This is a genomic window from Ruegeria sp. ABV3_008, assembly GCF_056161185.1.
In genome coordinates this window covers 130,264-146,130 of record NZ_JBSWYP010000004.1, presented here as the reverse complement: position 1 = coordinate 146,130, position 15,867 = coordinate 130,264, and the positions used below count along the sequence as shown (strand labels likewise).

Sequence of the window (15,867 nt, the reverse complement as noted above, 5' to 3'; positions counted from 1 at the left end):
CAAAGCCTGACCGGGCAATTGCTTCGGTCAGGCAGAATCCTTTGCGTGCTGTTCCGCCAATTCCAGCAACGCGGTTTCCAGATCCTTCTCGAGCTTTTGCGCGCGTTCGATGTATTTCGTATTCTCGGACGTGGGCATGCCGGGAATCCACAACTCGGCCAAATCGCGCACGGACGTCCGGTCGTGGTGATAGAAGGTCTGTTCGGCCTGCGCGGCCTCGTACTCGCTCAGCCCGATATTCTCGAGCACATAGCGGCCCGCGCGCAAAGAGCTGTCGAACATTTCGCGCACGATGTCATTGGCCCCGGCCTGATACAGTTCATACACATGTGTCCGATCATGAGCTCGCGCGATGATGTGCAGATCGGGGCGCTGGCGGCGGGCGTAGCCGACCAAACGGGTCACCGTCTTTCGATCATCCATCGCAGCTACAAGCACCGAGGCTTTCTCAAGCCCCGCAGCGCGCAGAAGTTCCGGTCGGGTCGGATCGCCTAGAAAGCCTTTTACGCCAAAACGACGCATCAACTGGATCGTCTCGATATCGTGGTCCAAAACAACGGTTTTGAACCCGCTGGCGCGAACCAGCCGGTTGACGATCTGACCAAACCGACCGATCCCGGCGATGATCACGGGGCCTTTTTCGTCGATCTCATCGGGTTCTGGCGCAGCGCTGGTGTCGGCCATCTTGCGGGACAGAAGGTCGTAGATGATGAACAGAAGCGGGGTGATCAGCATGGTCAGCGCAATGATCATCAGCATCTTTTGCGACAGGTCCGGCGGGATGACATTCTGCTGCGTCGAAAACGCCAGAAGGACAAAGCCGAACTCACCCGCCTGGGCCAGTCCAAGGGTGAACAGCCAGTGATCCCGGCCCTTCAGTTTGAAGGCTTTGCCGACGAGATAGAGGATGATGCCTTTGACAAGGATAACCAGCAGGGCCAAACCGATCAGGTCAAACGGATCGTTGAAGAAATAGCCGACGTTGATCCCGGCTCCGACCGTAATGAAGAACAGCCCTAGGAAGAGGCCCTTGAACGGCTCAAGGTCGCTTTCCATTTCATGGCGGAATTCCGAGCTGGCTAAAACCACACCCGCCAGAAACGCGCCCAGAGCGGGTGACAGGCCCACCAGTGTCATCAGGAATGAAATCCCGACCACGATCATCAGCGCCAGCGCGGTATACATCTCGCGCAGGCGGGTTGCGTGAATGAACCGGAACAGTGGGCGGGTCAGGTAGACGCCCGCCAGAATGACAAAGGCAATAGCGCCGATGGTGACCAGAGTGACAGCCCAGCCCGGCAGTCCTTCGACCAGAGACAGGCTATGATGCCCGGCTTCATGCAGATGCTCCGCGCCGCGGTCGATGGAGCCGTCCGCCTCAATATGCGGCATGGCAGGCAGCGCGAGCAGCGGCAGTAGGGCCAGAATCGGGATGACGGCAATGTCCTGCGTCAGCAGAACTGAGAACGTCGCGCGGCCTCCGTTCGTTTGCATCAAGCCCTTTTCAGACAGGGTTTGCAGCACGATCGCGGTCGAGGACAAACACAGAGTTAACCCGACCGCCAGAGCGACGGACCACGGGTGGTTTGCGTACATCGCGACACCGGCAATAACGGCGGTGGACAACAGAACCTGAAGCCCGCCAAGACCCAACAGCTTGTCGCGCATATCCCACAGGGCGCGCGGCTCCAACTCGAGCCCAATGAGGAACAGCATCATGACCACGCCGAACTCGGCGACATGTTGCAGGTCCTCGGTCTCGGCGCCCACAAGGCCGAGGACGGGGCCGATGATCAGGCCAGCCGCCAGGTATCCGAGAACCGACCCAAGGCCCAACCGCGCCGACAGGGGCACAGCAATCACGGCCGCAGCCAGATAAATAGAAGCCTGATATAGGAAATCGTCCATCTATGTCCTCATTGCCCGCTCAGGTTGGCAGGGGTGCGTCGCGTTTGAGTTGGTCCATCACGATCTGGCTTTGTACCCGTGCCACTGCAGGATGCGGCAGGATCACCTCGTGAAGCAAGCTGTTGAGTGCAGAAAGATCGTCACAATAGACGTGAAGCAGGTAGTCTGCCTCGCCCGTCATCGTCCAGGCGCTTGTGATCTCGGGTTGGGTGTTGACCATCCGGGCAAAGCTGGCGGATTGATCGGGGCCGTGAGTGCCCAGATGAACCTGAACGAAGCCCTGAACCTGCAAGCCGAGTTTCAGCGGATCCAGCCGAGCCGCGTAGCCGGTGATATAGCCCTCAGCCTCAAGGCGCTGACGGCGGCGGCCTGCCTGGCTGGGGGAGAGGTTCAGCAGCTCACCCAATTGATGCGCAGTCAGATGCGCGTCCTTTTGAAGCGCTGAGAGCAGGCGTGTATCGGTTGCATCAAGCATATGCGGCAAGATCTCAAATTTCAGGTCATTCATGCGCAGTTTGCGCGCACTTGGATAGTTTACATGAAAACAATGCGCGGAAACAGCACTGCTTAAGGCGTATTTTGGAATCAGCAAAGAAATTCCTGTTTCGAAGGAGACGCGCCATGGGTCCTTTCCCGCATAACGCCCCGAAATCTGTCATCAGTCCCGAAAACCCCGCAGGTACCGACGGGTTTGAATTCGTCGAGTTCGCTCATCCTGAACCTCAGGAGCTGCGTGATCTGTTCGCGAAAATGGGCTTCGATCTGGTTGCGCGCCACAAAACCAAACCTCTGGTCGAGCTGTGGCAGCAGGGCGATGTCACCTACATCCTGAACGCGGATCCCGAAAGCTATGCGGACAAGTTCGTCGCGGAACACGGCCCTTGCGCACCTTCGATGGGCTGGCGCGTTGTGGACGCGCAGAAAGCCTACGAGCATGCCGTCGCAAAAGGGGCGGAGCCGTATGACGGCGCGGACAGGACGATGAATGTCCCGGCCATCAAGGGGATTGGGGGATCGCTGATCTACTTCATTGACCAGTATTACGATACCTCGCCCTACAATGAGGAATTCGCGTGGATCAAAGAATCGAAACCGCGCGGCGAGGGGTTCTACTATCTCGATCACCTCACCCACAATGTCTACCGGGGCAACATGGACAAGTGGTTCAAGTTCTATGGCGACCTGTTCAACTTCCGTGAAATCCGGTTCTTTGATATCCAGGGCAAGTTCACCGGTCTCTATAGCCGCGCTCTGACATCGCCCTGTGGCCGCATCCGTATCCCGATCAACGAGGACCGGGGTGAGACGGGTCAGATCGTCTCTTACCTGAAAAAGTACAAGGGCGAGGGCATTCAGCATATCGCGGTGGGCAGCGAGGACATCTATGCCTCGACCGACGCCATTGCCGAGAACGGTTTGAAGTTCATGCCGGGTCCGAACCAATCCTATTATGACATGTCCAAAGACCGGGTAACGGACCACGATGAGCCGCTGGATCGGATGATGAAGCACGGCATTCTGATCGATGGTGAAGGCGTTGTGGATGGGGGAGAGACGCGGATTCTGCTGCAGATATTCTCAAAAACCGTGATCGGCCCGATTTTCTTCGAGTTCATCCAGCGCAAGGGGGATGACGGGTTCGGTGAGGGTAACTTCCAGGCCCTGTTTGAATCCATCGAACGCGAACAGATCGAAAGCGGTGAGATTTCGGCGGCCTAAAGCGTTTCGGTTTTACCTGAAGCGCCAAGTGGCACGAATGTCCCGAGAACGCTGAAAGCGTGGCAGGGTATTCGTGTCGCAGGTTTAAACCGAAACGCTAAAAGCTGCGCCAAAGACCAGCCACGTCCAGGTCACACCAGCGCGCTGGTTGGCCGGTTGTATCGATGAGGTTCGGGACCTGTGGTGAACCCGCAAACCTGAACCTACCGCAAGATCGACGATGGCGTCGTCAGAAATCACATAACCGGGTCGGTCTGGCGGGCAGGGGCCATGTCTGAGCGACAAAATCATCTGTCCTTGCGGTCGCAGGCGTTTAGACAGGGCGCGGATCGCTATGTGTTGGTCGCGCGGGGGCAGGTGATGCAGGACGCCGATGACCAGAATGGAGTCAAAAACGACACCATCTGGCAGAGCGCTTAGTCTAGGCAGACAAGCATCAAGCCACTGAACGGATTGCGCGCCGTCACCGTGCATCGCGTGGTTGCGAAAGGCGTCGACTGGCTCGATCGCCGTCACGTTGCAGCCTCGTTTGGCCAGCCAACGCGCCACCGTTCCAGTACCAGCGCCCACATCCAGAACACTCGCCCCGGTATCAGGCACATGATCCAGAACCGGGCGCAGGACATCGGTAGGAGAAAGGTTTTCATAGGCCGGGATCAATCGGTGGGCGGCATGCTCGTATCCAGCTTTTACAGTCTGAAAATGCAGGTCGTCTTCAGCCACGCGGCATTTTCAAAGTCAGGTTGCGACCCTTCTTCTGATACCGCAACTCACTGTCGCTGATGGCGATGACCTTGCCCCCGTCGATCCGGTCTCCGATCTTGAGCTTTTTGTACCGACCACTCGGAAGCCGGACGAGGGCACGGCGATTTGCGGGTGTGCCATAGACGCCGATCAGGTTCAGCTTGCGCAGGTTCAGAGCATTGTCGATTGTGGCCTGCCGTGCGACCGAGGCCGTTGTCGGGATTTTGGGGGCCACGGATTTCGGTTGGAATGACCCGGCCTCGTCATTGCTGGACGCGACTGCTGGGGTTGATCCCAGATTTGATCCGCTCGCGCTGGCCGAGGCTACGGCCCGCGCGGGCCGCAATTTAGGGCGCGGGACGCGAACAACGGCCAAGGCGGTAGGTGTGTCGTCGACCTCGGGCTGCACCTGCAGGCTTTCGGGCCGCAACTTGGGCCGTACGACCGCAAGCTCTTCAAGACTGCGCCCACCCAATTGCGTGCGTTCGAAATTCTCGACCAGATTGACGGGGCGAGGCCGGGGGCGGAGTTCGGCCAGCCTTTGATTGACCTCATCGACCACAGGTTCTTCTTCGAACCGTACCGGTACTTTGGGAGGGACTTTTGATGGGCGACCCAAATAGACCAGGATACCTTCGGGCGACAGCGCGCCTTCTGCGGTCGGTACGACCAAGCCGCGTTCGTCCAGTTCGTATTGCGCGCCTGCGATTGCGGGGCCGGGGATGCGTTCAAAGGCGGCATCCGTGTCGAAACTGCCTTGATCGGGCAGGGCAATCGCGTCGCTGGACAGATCCGGGTTGTGAATAGACGCGAGGTAGAGGTCATCCTCGGAAATCAATGCCGGGGTAATCGGCGCTTCGGGGGCCTCCACTAGGGTGCCCGCGACCTCTTCGATGTCGCTTTGTGCTTCGGGGTCCTGTGCAATCTGTTCGACAGGTGTCGGCGCAACTTTCAGCGCTTCGAGGATAGCGGCATCTGTCGGGGACAATTCTGGCTGGGCTTCAGGTTCTGGCGCTTCTTCCGCTGCCGGTGCCGCCGCGATTTCGGTTTCAGGCTCTGGATCCGTCTCAGGCGGTGAAGTGTCCTGAGACTGCGGTGCAGACAGTTCGGCCACATCGTTTTCGGCAGACGTGTCGTTGTCTGGGTCTGCCCCGATCAGAGACCACGCCCAAACACCAAACCCGACGCAGAGCAGCGCGGCAATCGCAGGAAACGCCCAACGTTGCGCTTTGTTCGATGTGGGAGGTAACGCGATTGCAGCCGGAGTAGGGTCAGGAGAGCGGAACTCTGTGGGCGCCGCGTCATCCGCTATGGCGTGAACCGGGGGTCTTTCTAGCTCGGGCTCGGGTGAAGGCGCAGCGACCTGCGGCTCGCTGGTCATGTCAAATACAGGCTCGCGCGGAAATTCGGCCTCAGTCGTGGCTGCACTATAGGTGACTGGCAGGAACCCGTGCTGCGCGGCAAAGGCCTGCGCTTCATCCAGCGTCTCGCGCGCGACGGCGGCGACAAAGGTGGTCGACCCCTCGGTTGCGCTGTCGTAGGACAGATCGGCCAACTCATAGGGCGTTGCTTCGGCGACTGCGGCTTGAACCTCGGACGCGATCTGATCTTCGCTTTGGCCTTCCGTGGGCAGGGCAAGATACCGTACCTGATCTGCGGGCAGCACCAGTTTGCAGCTGAGGTCGTTTTCCAATGCAAACGCTTTGTCGTGCAGGGCTTTGATCTGGTCACTCAGATCCGGGGCCGACAAAGGCACTTCGCCAATGTCGTACCATTCACCATCCGAATGGTGTTGAAGGGAAATTCCGGTCGCAGAAAAGGTCAGCGCAAAAGCGGGTTTCATAATCCGGAGGAACCACAGTTAACCATATCAACGCAAATACCTTTGTATTCGCAGGGTGATACTAAAGCAGGAACCCGCCGAGGGAAAGAAAAAGCCGGGACTTCCCCTTGTGCGTGTATGCCCCTCGGACCCATGTTGAGACAGAGTAAGTTGGAGGGATCACCTTGAAGACATTCGCTTTTCTGGCCGCGATGATGGCCGCAACCACCGCTGGGCTGGCACATGCGGAAGAACGTCGCATCAACGTGGATGCTACCGGAACCGTTCAGGTTGCCCCCGATATGGCGACGATCACCCTGGGTGTGACACATCAAAACCCCGAGGCCTCAGAAGCCATGAAAGCCACCTCCGAGGCTGTGGCACAGGTGCTAGCGCGGTTGGCTGACATGGGCATCGACGAGCGGGATTTGCAGACCCGCGACCTGTCTTTGTCGCCGATCTGGTCGAATCGGAATCAGCAAAACGGGGAACCGCCGGAGATCACCGGATTTGTCGCCTCGAACCGGGTGTTCGTGCGGGTGCGTGATCTGACCCAACTGGGAGAGGTCATGGATGCGGTCATTCAGGACGGGGCCAACGATTTCAGCGGGTTGAGCTTTGGTCTGCAAGACCCTGAGCCGATTGAGGTTCAGGCCCGTGCAAAAGCCGTGAGCGAAGCAACCGCAAAGGCTGAACAACTTGCCCAAGCCGCCAATGTCACATTGGGGCCAGTTCAGACAATCTCGGAGCGTGGTGGCGGTGTGCGCCCGATGGCCGAGATGCGAACGATGGCGATGGCCGACACAGGCGGAGTGCCTGTGGCTGGCGGAGAGATCTCGGTTTCTGTCAGTGTCTCGATGGAGTTCGAGATTTCAGAATAGGCTCACGCACTCGTGCGGGCCATCAGCGGCTTTCGTTGCTGGTCCGCTTCGTCAAAATTATCCGGGGACAACCAGTCCTCAAACGCATCTCGAATACGTGGCCATTCGCTGTCGAGGATCGAATACCAGGCCGTATCGCGATTGCGCCCCTTATAGTGTGTCGCTTGGCGGAACGTGCCATCATAGGTGAAACCCAACCTTTGGGCCGCACTGCAAGATGGCGCATTCAGCGCGTCGCATTTCCATTCGTAGCGACGGTAGCCCAACTCATCGAATACACGTCGCATCATCAGATACATGACCTCGGTCGATTGCGGCTTGCGCTGCAGCAGGGGCGAGAAGTGGATGTGTCCGACCTCGATCACACCGGCGGCCGGTTCGATCCTGAGGTATGATGCCATGCCAACGGGCACGTCGTTTGTATCCAGAACCGTGTGAAACATCGGATCGGCGTCCATGCAATTCGCACGAGCCCAGGTTTCGAACTCCTGTTCAGACCCGAACGGCCCGTAAGGCAGGTAGGTCCAGTTCCGGTGTTCGGCATCATTGGCAAACGCCCGGAACAATCCGGGCGCATGCCTGTTCACATCCAGTGGCACGACCGAGCAATACTGGCCCTCCATCGGGGTATAAGGCGGCGTCGGGCGCGGGAACTCGCCCGTGACCGGCCGTCCGATGGGTTGACCAAGTGCGTTGGTGTCGTGTCCGCTCATGGCTTTATGCGCTGGCTTTGGCCAAAGCCTGATCCAAATCGGCGATCAGGTCGTTGGCATCCTCGATCCCGATCGAGACGCGCACGACGTTGGGGCCAGCGCCTGCGGCCTCTTGCTGCTCGGGGGTCAACTGACGGTGCGTGGTCGAGGCGGAGTGGATGATTAGCGAGCGCGCGTCGCCGAGGTTGGCAACGTGGCTGAAGATCTCCAATGCGTTCACCAGTTTGATGCATGCGTCATAACCACCCTTGACCGCAAAGGTGAACAGCGCACCGGCACCTCGCGAATACTGCGCCTTGACCCGGTCATGATAGGGCGACGAGGGCAGGCCCGCATAGGTCACATAGTCGACCCGGTCATCCGCTTCCAGCCAGGCGGCGATCTTCTGGGCGTTCTCGACATGGCGCTCCATCCGCAGGGACAGCGTCTCGATCCCCATCAGCGTGTAATGTGCCGCCTGCGGGTTCATCGTCATGCCCAGATCGCGCAGGCCGATGGCGATGCCGTGGAAGGTGAAGGCCAGCGGGCCGAAGGTCTCATGGAACTTCAACCCGTGATAGGCCTGTTCGGGCTGGCTGAGTGAAGGGAATTTGTCATTCGCCGACCAGTCGAACTTGCCCGAATCCACGATGCAGCCGCCGGTGACGGTACCATTGCCGGTCAGATATTTGGTGGTCGAGTGCACGACCAGAGTCGCGCCGTGTTCAATCGGGCGGCACAGGTAGGGCGTGGCCGAGGTGTTATCGACGATCAGCGGAATGCCTGCGCCGTCTGCGACATCCGCCAGAGAGCGGATGTCGGTGACATAGCCGCCGGGGTTAGCGATGGATTCGCAGAATACCGCGCGGGTGTTTTCGTCTATGGCGGCTTTCACGGCCTCCAGATCATCAGTGTCGACAAATTTGGCCGACCAGCCGAAGCGTTTGATCGTCTGGCTGAACTGCGTGACAGTGCCGCCATACAGGCGGGTTGAGGCCACCACGTTGCAGCCCGGTCCCATCAGCGGGAACAGCGCCATGATCTGCGCCGCGTGCCCCGAGGAACAGCACACCGCGCCAACGCCACCTTCCAGCGTCGCGACACGTTCCTGCAAAACGGCGACGGTTGGGTTGGTCAGGCGCGAATAAATAAAGCCCACTTCCTGTAGGTTAAACAGCGCTGCCGCGTGGTCCGCATCGCGAAAGACATAAGCCGTCGATTGATAGATCGGAGTCTGGCGCGCGCCGGTTGCGGGATCGGGGCGTGCGCCCGCGTGTATCTGCAGAGTGTCGAAACCGTAGGTAGGGCCGTCAGACATCGTGAAAATCTCCTGTTGGAATGTGTGTTGGCGAATCTGTAGGCTATTGCAGACCCTTGCACAACGATCCTCTGGACGATCCTGTCAGCGCAGCCAGAGACCTTTGGTCTTGATCGCCTTTCGGATGGCCTGTTCGCGGCCGGGCAGGGCGTTCTGGTCGAACATCTCGCGGATTTTGTGGCCTTTGCCTTGGAAAATCAGTCTCTTCATCGGGTCATAGGCCTTGAGGACTTTCTTGACTTTGTTGGGGGCTGAAACGGTCTCGAGCACCTCAATCACGTGGTCACTCTCACGAGCGTAGAGCAGCGGAAACAGCCGGTAGTGGCAACTGACCGATCTATCGAGAAGCCCGTCCGGCAAGGCATCGCGCCCGCCACCGAAGGAGTGGATCACCAGCGGCAATGCGGCCTGATCCAGCCAGGGATCAAGGTTCTGCCCGGTGAGTTCGTGTATCTCCTCGTCGCGAATGGTTTTCGCATAGTCCAAAAACCGCTCGCCGAATTGGCGCGGGCATTTGTAGAAGAAATAGCCTGCGTTGAAATACAGAAACCGCTTCCAGTGCTCCTTGGGTTGGCTGTCATCAATCGAGCTGTCGAAATCCAGCCCGAAGCGGCGATAGAGCGCGCTCCAGATCCCTTCGAAACCGGGCCCATAGAGGGTGGGTTTTGGCCAAGTCCCGTCAACCTTGAGCGAGGCGCCCGGACGGTCGAAATCAAACGGGACCGAGGTCAGGTCGCCGGTGATCAGCGTATCGCTGTCGAAGAAGACAAACGGTTCCCCTTCGGGCAGGGCCAGCAGGGCCTCGATCTTGTTGCCATGCGGATAGCTCTCGCCGAAGACATGGTTGTCGAAGGGCAGGATCTCAGCATCCAGCTGAAACAGCGCCTTGCGCACATCCTCGTTTTGGAGGCTGGGGTTCTGGCTCCAACGGGGGCCGGGGTTTGGCGTGGCGACATACAGCTTGCCGTCAAAACCGGGGGAACAGTGGCGCAGGGACGCGGCGAACAGAAGGGCCTCATATTGCAGGCGGTTGTTCTGCCCGATGACGACGATGTTGAATTTCTGCGAAGCCATTCGTGTCTGTTCCTGTCGCCCGTTTTCCTTGGGATTACAGCAAGCCGCAGAGGGCGTCAAAACCGTTGGATTGATTTTCGCGTTCTCCATCCCATCTCAAACAGGAAACTCAAAGCAAGAGGCCACCATGAGGATCAACGCGGATTTCACCAAACGCGCTGCGGTGCATTTTGATCAGACCGAGTGGGTGCAATCGCCAGCGGCAGGGGTCGAGCGCAAAATGCTGGACCGCATCGGTGAGGAAGTCGCCCGCGCCACTACGATCGTGCGTTTCGCCCCCGGCAGCGCCTTCGCGGCCCATATTCATGATGGCGGGGAGGAGTATCTGGTTCTGGATGGCGTCTTTCAGGACGAAACCGGAGATTTTCCGGTGGGCAGCTATGTTCGCAACCCTCCGACCTCATCCCACACGCCTTCGGCGGGCGACGGGGCGACCATTCTGGTAAAGCTGCATCAATTCGACCCCTCCGACCGGACCGAGGTTAAACGCTCGATCAACGGTCAGGGCGATCTGCGCCTGTTCAAGGATGAGCATGAGGATGTGCGCATCGCGCAATGGGCCGAGGGTGAGACCATTGATTTGAACGCTGAAGGTGGGCTTGAGGTGTTTGTCATCACCGGCAGCTTTGACGAGGGCGGTGATTCATTCGCTGCTTGGGATTGGCTGCGTCTGCCTCCCGGATCGCAGTCAAAGGCCGTTGCGGGGCCGGATGGCGCGCGTGTTTGGATGAAATCTGGGCATTTGACGGGCATGATCTGACCCGATCCCGCATCAATTTTGAGCAAAATCAAGGAAATCCGGGTCAAAAGCCCGGATTTTTCATTTTTTGACCGAATGATAAAATTTACCAATTGATAAAAAATCAGATTGTGGCAAGCTGAGCCTCACAACAAACATATCTACAGGGAGTAGAGTGATGGCACAGGGCCAGATGGCACCCGGGATTGTCCCAGGGCGGCTTTCCAGCGATGAGCTGACCTCGAATTTCACCGATCTGCATCCGCCTTTGGCCCCGCATGAGGCCGCCGTGGCGGCAGATCGCTGTTATTTCTGCTATGACGCGCCGTGTGTGACGGCCTGTCCGACGGATATCGATATTCCATTGTTCATTCGCCAGATCCAGGCCGGTCAGCCGCAAGCAGCTGGTCGCACGATTCTAGAGCAAAACATTCTAGGTGGCATGTGTGCCCGCGTTTGTCCGACCGAGACTTTGTGCGAGGAAGCTTGCGTTCGCGAAGCCGCCGAAGGCAAACCGGTCGAGATCGGTCGCTTGCAGCGCTATTCGACTGACACCGTTATGGAAGCGGGGGATCACCCCTTCGAACGCGCCGCGCCTACGGGCAAAACGGTTGCCGTGATTGGGGCAGGGCCAGCTGGTCTTGCCTGTGCCCATCGGCTGGCGATGCTGGGGCATGACGTGGTTATTCACGAGTCCAAGCCGAAACCCGGCGGTCTGAACGAATACGGGATTGCAGCCTACAAATCGACCAATGACTTTGCTCAGGCCGAAGTGGACTGGCTTCTGAAAATCGGTGGCATTGCGATCGAGACGGGCTCGGTTCTGGGAGATACGATTTCGCTGGACGGGTTGGTCGAGAACTATGATGCCGTGTTCCTGTCGATCGGTCTGGCGGGTGTGAATGCGCTGCGTGCGCAAGGCACCGAAAAGGACGGTGTGCGGGCTGCTGTGGATTTCATTTCGGATGTGCGTCAGGCCGAAGATCTGGCTCACTTGCCGGTCGGGCGGAATGTGGTCGTGATCGGCGGAGGCATGACAGCGGTGGACGCCGCCGTGAAATCAAAACTGCTGGGCGCTGAGCATGTCACTATTGCCTATCGCCGAGGGCGCGATGCGATGGGTGCCAGTCGGTACGAACAGGACCTCGCCGCCTCGCATGGGGTGCGGATCCTGACGAACGTGCAGCCGGTTGCCGTTTACGGCAATGGCTCTGCGGTCGATATCGAGCTGGAATACACGACCACTCGTGACGGTAGGCTTGAAGGGACGGGCGAGATGATCCGGCTTCCGGCTGATCAGGTCCTCAAGGCCATCGGTCAAACGCTTGAAGGTGCGCCCGAAGGGTTGACGCTCGACGGCAACAAGATCGCTGTCACTGGGGCGGGGAGAACCTCTCTGGATGGTGTCTGGGCCGGCGGTGACTGTGCCGCGGGCGGCGAGGATCTGACCGTGACAGCCGTGGCCGAGGGCCGGGACGCGGCGATGGACATCCACGCAACGCTCGTTTCGTGATAAGGTGGGGTATTCACCCCATTTTTTTTGCTGCTGAGGTATCGTCATGTCCCAGATCGAACAAGCTGTTGCCCAACACTACACAACCGGTGCCCTGACCGAACGCGTCCGCGCGGCGCTTGAGGCCAGTGGTATTGACCCGGATGCAGCCACCGTAGCCGACCTCAAGGCCGGCGACGAGTTTCATACGGGTGGTGTGAAGGCGACCGATAACCTGTTCGCCCAGCTCTCGCCGACCCACGCAACGCGCGTGCTGGACGTTGGCTGCGGTATCGGCGGGACATCGCGCTATATCGTGGATCGGTATGACTCGACGGTCACAGGCGTCGACCTGACGCCCGAATTTGTCGAAACGGCCAAGACGCTCAGCGATCTTGTGGGACATTCCGACAAGTCAGAGTTTCTGGTCGGCAGCGCCCTCGACATGCCGGTTCCCGATGCTGGGTTCGATCTGGCTGTGATGTTTCATGTTGGCATGAACATCGAAGACAAAGCGGGATTGTTCGCCGAAGTCTCTCGGGCTCTGGCGACAGGCGGTACTTTTGCCTTGTTCGACGTGATGGGCGGTGAGGCGGCTGAGCCGTTGGCGTTTCCTCTGCCATGGTCCACCGTGGCCGAAACGTCCTTCGTCCACGCGCCCGATGTCTACCGCGTTGCCGCAAGCGCTGTGGGCCTGGAACTGGTGACTGAGACGGATCGTACCGAGTTCGCTCTAGTGTTCTTCGAGGAAGTCTTTGCGCGCATGGCAGAAAGCGGCCCGCCCGCGTTGGGGATCCACCTGATGATGGGCGAGACGGCACCTGAGAAGTTCCAAAACTACGTAAAAAACCTAAAGGCCGGGCGCATTCGCCCGACTGAAATGATATTCAAAAAAACCGGCTGAGCCGGGAAGGGAGAAGCCATGGCCGATCTGACGACAAACTTTCTGGGCATTTCCAGCCCCAACCCATATTGGCTGGCCTCTGCGCCGCCGACGGACAAGGAATACAACGTCCGCCGCGCGTTCGAGGCCGGATGGGGCGGCGTTGTGTGGAAAACACTGGGGGCCGAGGGCCCTCCGGTCGTGAATGTGAACGGGCCGCGCTATGGCGCGATCTATGGTGCTGATCGGCGGCTGCTGGGTCTGAACAACATCGAGCTGATCACCGACCGCCCGCTGGAGGTGAACCTTGAGGAAATGGCGCGGGTCAAGGCGGACTATCCGGATCGCGCGCTGATCGCCTCGATCATGGTGCCCTGCGAGGAGGAGGCGTGGAAAGCCATCCTGCCGCGCGTCGCCGAGACAGGCGCGGATGGGATCGAGCTGAACTTCGGCTGCCCGCATGGCATGAGCGAACGCGGCATGGGGTCTGCCGTGGGGCAGGTGCCGGAATATATCGAGATGGTGACCCGTTGGTGCAAGAAATACTATGACCGCCCGGTCATTGTGAAGCTGACGCCCAACATCACCGACATCCGCAAACCTGCAGCGGCCGCGCGGAATGGTGGCGCAGATGCGGTGTCGCTGATCAACACGATCAACTCGATCACCAGCGTCAATCTGGATACGTTCAGCCCTGAGCCCTCGATTGATGGCAAAGGCAGCCATGGCGGCTATTGCGGTCCTGCGGTCAAACCGATTGCCCTGTCGATGGTGTCCGAAATCGCGCGGGCCGAGGCCACTCATGGCATGCCCATCTCCGGCATTGGCGGCGTAACCACCTGGCGCGACGCGGCCGAGTTTATCTCGCTTGGTTGTGGCAATGTGCAGGTCTGTACCGCCGCGATGACCTACGGCTTCAAGATCATTGATGAACTGACGGCGGGACTGTCCGAATGGATGGATGAGAAAGGCTATACCAGCATCGATCAGGTCATCGGTCGTGCGGTGCCCAATGTCACCGACTGGCAGTATCTGAACCTGAACTATGTTGCCAAGGCCAAGATTGATCAGGACCAGTGTATCAAATGCGGCCGGTGCTATGCGGCTTGTGAGGATACCAGCCATCAGGCGATCTCGATGTCTGATGATCGAGTGTTTGAGGTGATGGATGACGAATGCGTTGCCTGCAACCTTTGCGTCGATGTCTGCCCGATCGAAGGCTGCATCACGATGGAGCCGATGGCAGCTGGTGAGGTCGATCCGCGCACCGGCAAAACTGTGCAGCCAGACTATGCCAACTGGACCTCGCATCCGAACAATCCGATGGCGAAAGCGGCGGAGTAAGGGAAACACTCATCCCTAAAAAGCCGGTTCGGTGCTACACTGCCGCTGACAGACAGGATCAAAGGAGAATGTCATGCCAGCGGCACCACCGGGCCGGAACAAGGGCGGCAACAAGGTCACCAAGCTTGACCGTGACACGTCCAAAAAGAACGTTGCCCTCTCCAAGGCCAAGCAACGTGATGCGATGGCGGCCAAGAATTTTCTTCAGCATCAGAAGCAGATCAAACGTGACGTGGACAGTCTTGAGAAGCTGAAACGCTCTCTCGAAGAGATGATGTCGAAGTTGAAGGAAGAGCGTCAACTGGACCAACGTTTCCTTGGGCAGGTGGTCAAAAAAGTTAAGGCGCTGCAGAATTTTGACGCCTACGTGAAGGCCTCGGCCAAGGATCACATGGCTGGGGTGCAGCAGCCGAAAATGTACACCGCGATCGTCAAGGATGCCGGCAAGGTGCCCAAGATCAATACGGTCAAAACCATGGGCGACCTGACCATTCTGATCGCAATGGTGATCGTGCTTTTGCGCCGTATTCTGGCGCTAAAACCTGCGAAATAGCGGCTACCGCGTCAGAAGACGCGTGAACACCTGATCAAGGTAGATTTTCGCGTCGGGGTAGGGATCGGCTTCATCAGAGCCAAGAACGGCGCGGATCTGGACGTCGAAATCCGCGTAATGTTGGGTCAAAGACCAGATCGAGAAGATCAGATGATAGGGGTTCACTTCGGCGATATGACCCTCGGCTATCCAGCGTCGGATCAGGGCCGAGGTCTCATCAACCAGTGCTTTCAGATCGGTGGACAGCACGTCATAGATATGAGGCGCGCCACGAATGATCTCATTGGCAAATAGGCGGCTTTCACGCGGGTAGTCGCGGCTCATTTCCAGCTTGCGGTGGATATATCCCAACAGCTCGGTCAGGGGGTCGCCATCGGGATCAATCGCGCGCATCGGGTCTAGCCAAGTGTCCAGAAGACGCTCGAGTAGGGCGGCATAAATCGCGTCTTTGCTGCGATAATAATAGAGCAGGTTGGGTTTGCTCAGCCCGGCAGCGGATGCAATCTGATCCACGGTTGCCCCGCGAAACCCGTGGGTCGAAAAGACCTCGAGCGCGGCTTCCAGAATCGCAGCGCGATTTTTCTTTTGTATTCTGGTGGGTGCGCGGTCTTTCGGCATGTATCCAACGTGTCTGTTTTTGCGCCAGTTCATAGGGGATTTTGCTGAAAACTCCAGCGATGGCGCGCAATTTCTTGACT

The 15,867-nt window shown here is 58.7% G+C and carries 15 protein-coding genes; 7 read left to right on the top strand and 8 right to left on the bottom strand.

What is annotated here, in order from left to right; all coding sequences use genetic code 11:
* Positions 1-27: 27 nt before the first annotated feature.
* Both ACXAH8_RS09145 and ACXAH8_RS09140 read right to left on the bottom strand, forming a co-directional pair.
* Positions 28-1,908, bottom strand: a complete 1,881-nt coding sequence (locus ACXAH8_RS09145; protein WP_170660409.1) for a monovalent cation:proton antiporter-2 (CPA2) family protein — start codon at positions 1,906-1,908, stop codon at positions 28-30.
* 19 nt (positions 1,909-1,927) lie between these two features.
* Positions 1,928-2,383, bottom strand: a complete 456-nt coding sequence (locus tag ACXAH8_RS09140; RefSeq protein ID WP_170376867.1) for an Lrp/AsnC family transcriptional regulator — start codon at positions 2,381-2,383, stop codon at positions 1,928-1,930.
* Positions 2,384-2,529: 146 nt separating this feature from the next.
* Here ACXAH8_RS09140 and hppD point away from each other — a divergent pair, with 146 nt between their 5' ends.
* Positions 2,530-3,627 (top strand): 4-hydroxyphenylpyruvate dioxygenase, encoded by a 1,098-nt coding sequence (gene hppD / locus ACXAH8_RS09135; RefSeq protein ID WP_475217767.1) that lies wholly within the window; start codon positions 2,530-2,532, stop codon positions 3,625-3,627.
* Between the two features lie 84 nt (positions 3,628-3,711).
* Here the strand turns inward: hppD and ACXAH8_RS09130 are convergent, their stop codons facing one another.
* Positions 3,712-4,350 carry a class I SAM-dependent methyltransferase gene (locus tag ACXAH8_RS09130; RefSeq protein WP_475217765.1) on the bottom strand — a complete coding sequence of 213 codons (639 nt, stop codon included), beginning with the start codon at positions 4,348-4,350 and terminating at the stop codon, positions 3,712-3,714.
* Complete coding sequence (locus ACXAH8_RS09125) at positions 4,343-6,214, bottom strand: hypothetical protein (RefSeq protein WP_475217764.1); 1,872 nt, start codon at positions 6,212-6,214, stop codon at positions 4,343-4,345. Before ACXAH8_RS09125 ends, ACXAH8_RS09130 begins: the two co-directional genes overlap by 8 nt.
* Before the next feature lie 164 nt (positions 6,215-6,378).
* Here ACXAH8_RS09125 and ACXAH8_RS09120 point away from each other — a divergent pair, with 164 nt between their 5' ends.
* Complete coding sequence (locus tag ACXAH8_RS09120; protein WP_475217763.1) at positions 6,379-7,074, top strand: SIMPL domain-containing protein; 696 nt, start codon at positions 6,379-6,381, stop codon at positions 7,072-7,074.
* 2 nt (positions 7,075-7,076) lie between these two features.
* Here the strand turns inward: ACXAH8_RS09120 and ACXAH8_RS09115 are convergent, their stop codons facing one another.
* The 3 genes from ACXAH8_RS09115 to ACXAH8_RS09105 all read right to left on the bottom strand — a co-directional run bounded on the left by ACXAH8_RS09115 (position 7,077) and on the right by ACXAH8_RS09105 (position 10,158).
* Entirely contained in the window at positions 7,077-7,787 is a 711-nt protein-coding gene (locus tag ACXAH8_RS09115) for a GNAT family N-acetyltransferase (RefSeq protein ID WP_475217762.1), read from the bottom strand.
* 4 nt (positions 7,788-7,791) lie between these two features.
* On the bottom strand, positions 7,792-9,084 hold the full coding sequence (locus ACXAH8_RS09110; protein WP_475217760.1) for an O-acetylhomoserine aminocarboxypropyltransferase/cysteine synthase family protein: 1,293 nt from the start codon (positions 9,082-9,084) through the stop codon (positions 7,792-7,794).
* Positions 9,085-9,168: 84 nt separating this feature from the next.
* A complete protein-coding gene (locus ACXAH8_RS09105) occupies positions 9,169-10,158 on the bottom strand; it encodes a hypothetical protein (protein ID WP_475217758.1) in 990 nt (329 codons plus the stop codon).
* Positions 10,159-10,285: 127 nt separating this feature from the next.
* Between ACXAH8_RS09105 and ACXAH8_RS09100 the strand changes: the two genes are divergently transcribed.
* The 5 genes from ACXAH8_RS09100 (at position 10,286) to ACXAH8_RS09080 (ending at position 15,169) form a co-directional block, all read left to right on the top strand.
* Entirely contained in the window at positions 10,286-10,918 is a 633-nt protein-coding gene (locus ACXAH8_RS09100) for a cupin domain-containing protein (RefSeq protein WP_475217757.1), read from the top strand.
* 157 nt (positions 10,919-11,075) lie between these two features.
* On the top strand, positions 11,076-12,410 hold the full coding sequence (locus ACXAH8_RS09095; RefSeq protein WP_475217756.1) for an NAD(P)-dependent oxidoreductase: 1,335 nt from the start codon (positions 11,076-11,078) through the stop codon (positions 12,408-12,410).
* A gap of 46 nt (positions 12,411-12,456) precedes the next feature.
* Complete coding sequence (locus ACXAH8_RS09090; RefSeq protein ID WP_475217753.1) at positions 12,457-13,293, top strand: class I SAM-dependent methyltransferase; 837 nt, start codon at positions 12,457-12,459, stop codon at positions 13,291-13,293.
* Between the two features lie 18 nt (positions 13,294-13,311).
* The gene (preA, locus tag ACXAH8_RS09085) at positions 13,312-14,616 is read left to right on the top strand and encodes an NAD-dependent dihydropyrimidine dehydrogenase subunit PreA (RefSeq protein ID WP_475217750.1); all 1,305 of its coding nucleotides are present in this window, start codon (positions 13,312-13,314) and stop codon (positions 14,614-14,616) included.
* A 73-nt stretch (positions 14,617-14,689) separates the two neighbouring features.
* Positions 14,690-15,169, top strand: coding sequence for a PAC2 family protein (locus ACXAH8_RS09080; protein WP_170700810.1), 480 nt, complete (start codon positions 14,690-14,692; stop codon positions 15,167-15,169).
* Between the two features lie 3 nt (positions 15,170-15,172).
* On the opposite strand, the gene ACXAH8_RS09075 is transcribed toward ACXAH8_RS09080, so the two are convergent.
* Positions 15,173-15,787, bottom strand: coding sequence for a TetR family transcriptional regulator C-terminal domain-containing protein (locus ACXAH8_RS09075; RefSeq protein ID WP_475217747.1), 615 nt, complete (start codon positions 15,785-15,787; stop codon positions 15,173-15,175).
* Between the last annotated feature and the right edge of the window lie 80 nt (positions 15,788-15,867).

Coding starts and splice junctions, on each gene's coding strand:
- ACXAH8_RS09095 (WP_475217756.1), top strand. CDS start 11,076: ATGGCACAGGGCCAGATGGCACCCGGGATTGTCCCAGGGCGGCTTTCC.
- ACXAH8_RS09125 (WP_475217764.1), bottom strand. CDS start 6,214: ATGAAACCCGCTTTTGCGCTGACCTTTTCTGCGACCGGAATTTCCCTT.
- ACXAH8_RS09110 (WP_475217760.1), bottom strand. CDS start 9,084: ATGTCTGACGGCCCTACCTACGGTTTCGACACTCTGCAGATACACGCG.
- preA (WP_475217750.1), top strand. CDS start 13,312: ATGGCCGATCTGACGACAAACTTTCTGGGCATTTCCAGCCCCAACCCA.
- ACXAH8_RS09090 (WP_475217753.1), top strand. CDS start 12,457: ATGTCCCAGATCGAACAAGCTGTTGCCCAACACTACACAACCGGTGCC.
- ACXAH8_RS09080 (WP_170700810.1), top strand. CDS start 14,690: ATGCCAGCGGCACCACCGGGCCGGAACAAGGGCGGCAACAAGGTCACC.
- ACXAH8_RS09115 (WP_475217762.1), bottom strand. CDS start 7,787: ATGAGCGGACACGACACCAACGCACTTGGTCAACCCATCGGACGGCCG.
- ACXAH8_RS09075 (WP_475217747.1), bottom strand. CDS start 15,787: ATGCCGAAAGACCGCGCACCCACCAGAATACAAAAGAAAAATCGCGCT.
- ACXAH8_RS09145 (WP_170660409.1), bottom strand. CDS start 1,908: ATGGACGATTTCCTATATCAGGCTTCTATTTATCTGGCTGCGGCCGTG.
- ACXAH8_RS09140 (WP_170376867.1), bottom strand. CDS start 2,383: ATGCTTGATGCAACCGATACACGCCTGCTCTCAGCGCTTCAAAAGGAC.
- ACXAH8_RS09105 (WP_475217758.1), bottom strand. CDS start 10,158: ATGGCTTCGCAGAAATTCAACATCGTCGTCATCGGGCAGAACAACCGC.
- hppD (WP_475217767.1), top strand. CDS start 2,530: ATGGGTCCTTTCCCGCATAACGCCCCGAAATCTGTCATCAGTCCCGAA.
- ACXAH8_RS09100 (WP_475217757.1), top strand. CDS start 10,286: ATGAGGATCAACGCGGATTTCACCAAACGCGCTGCGGTGCATTTTGAT.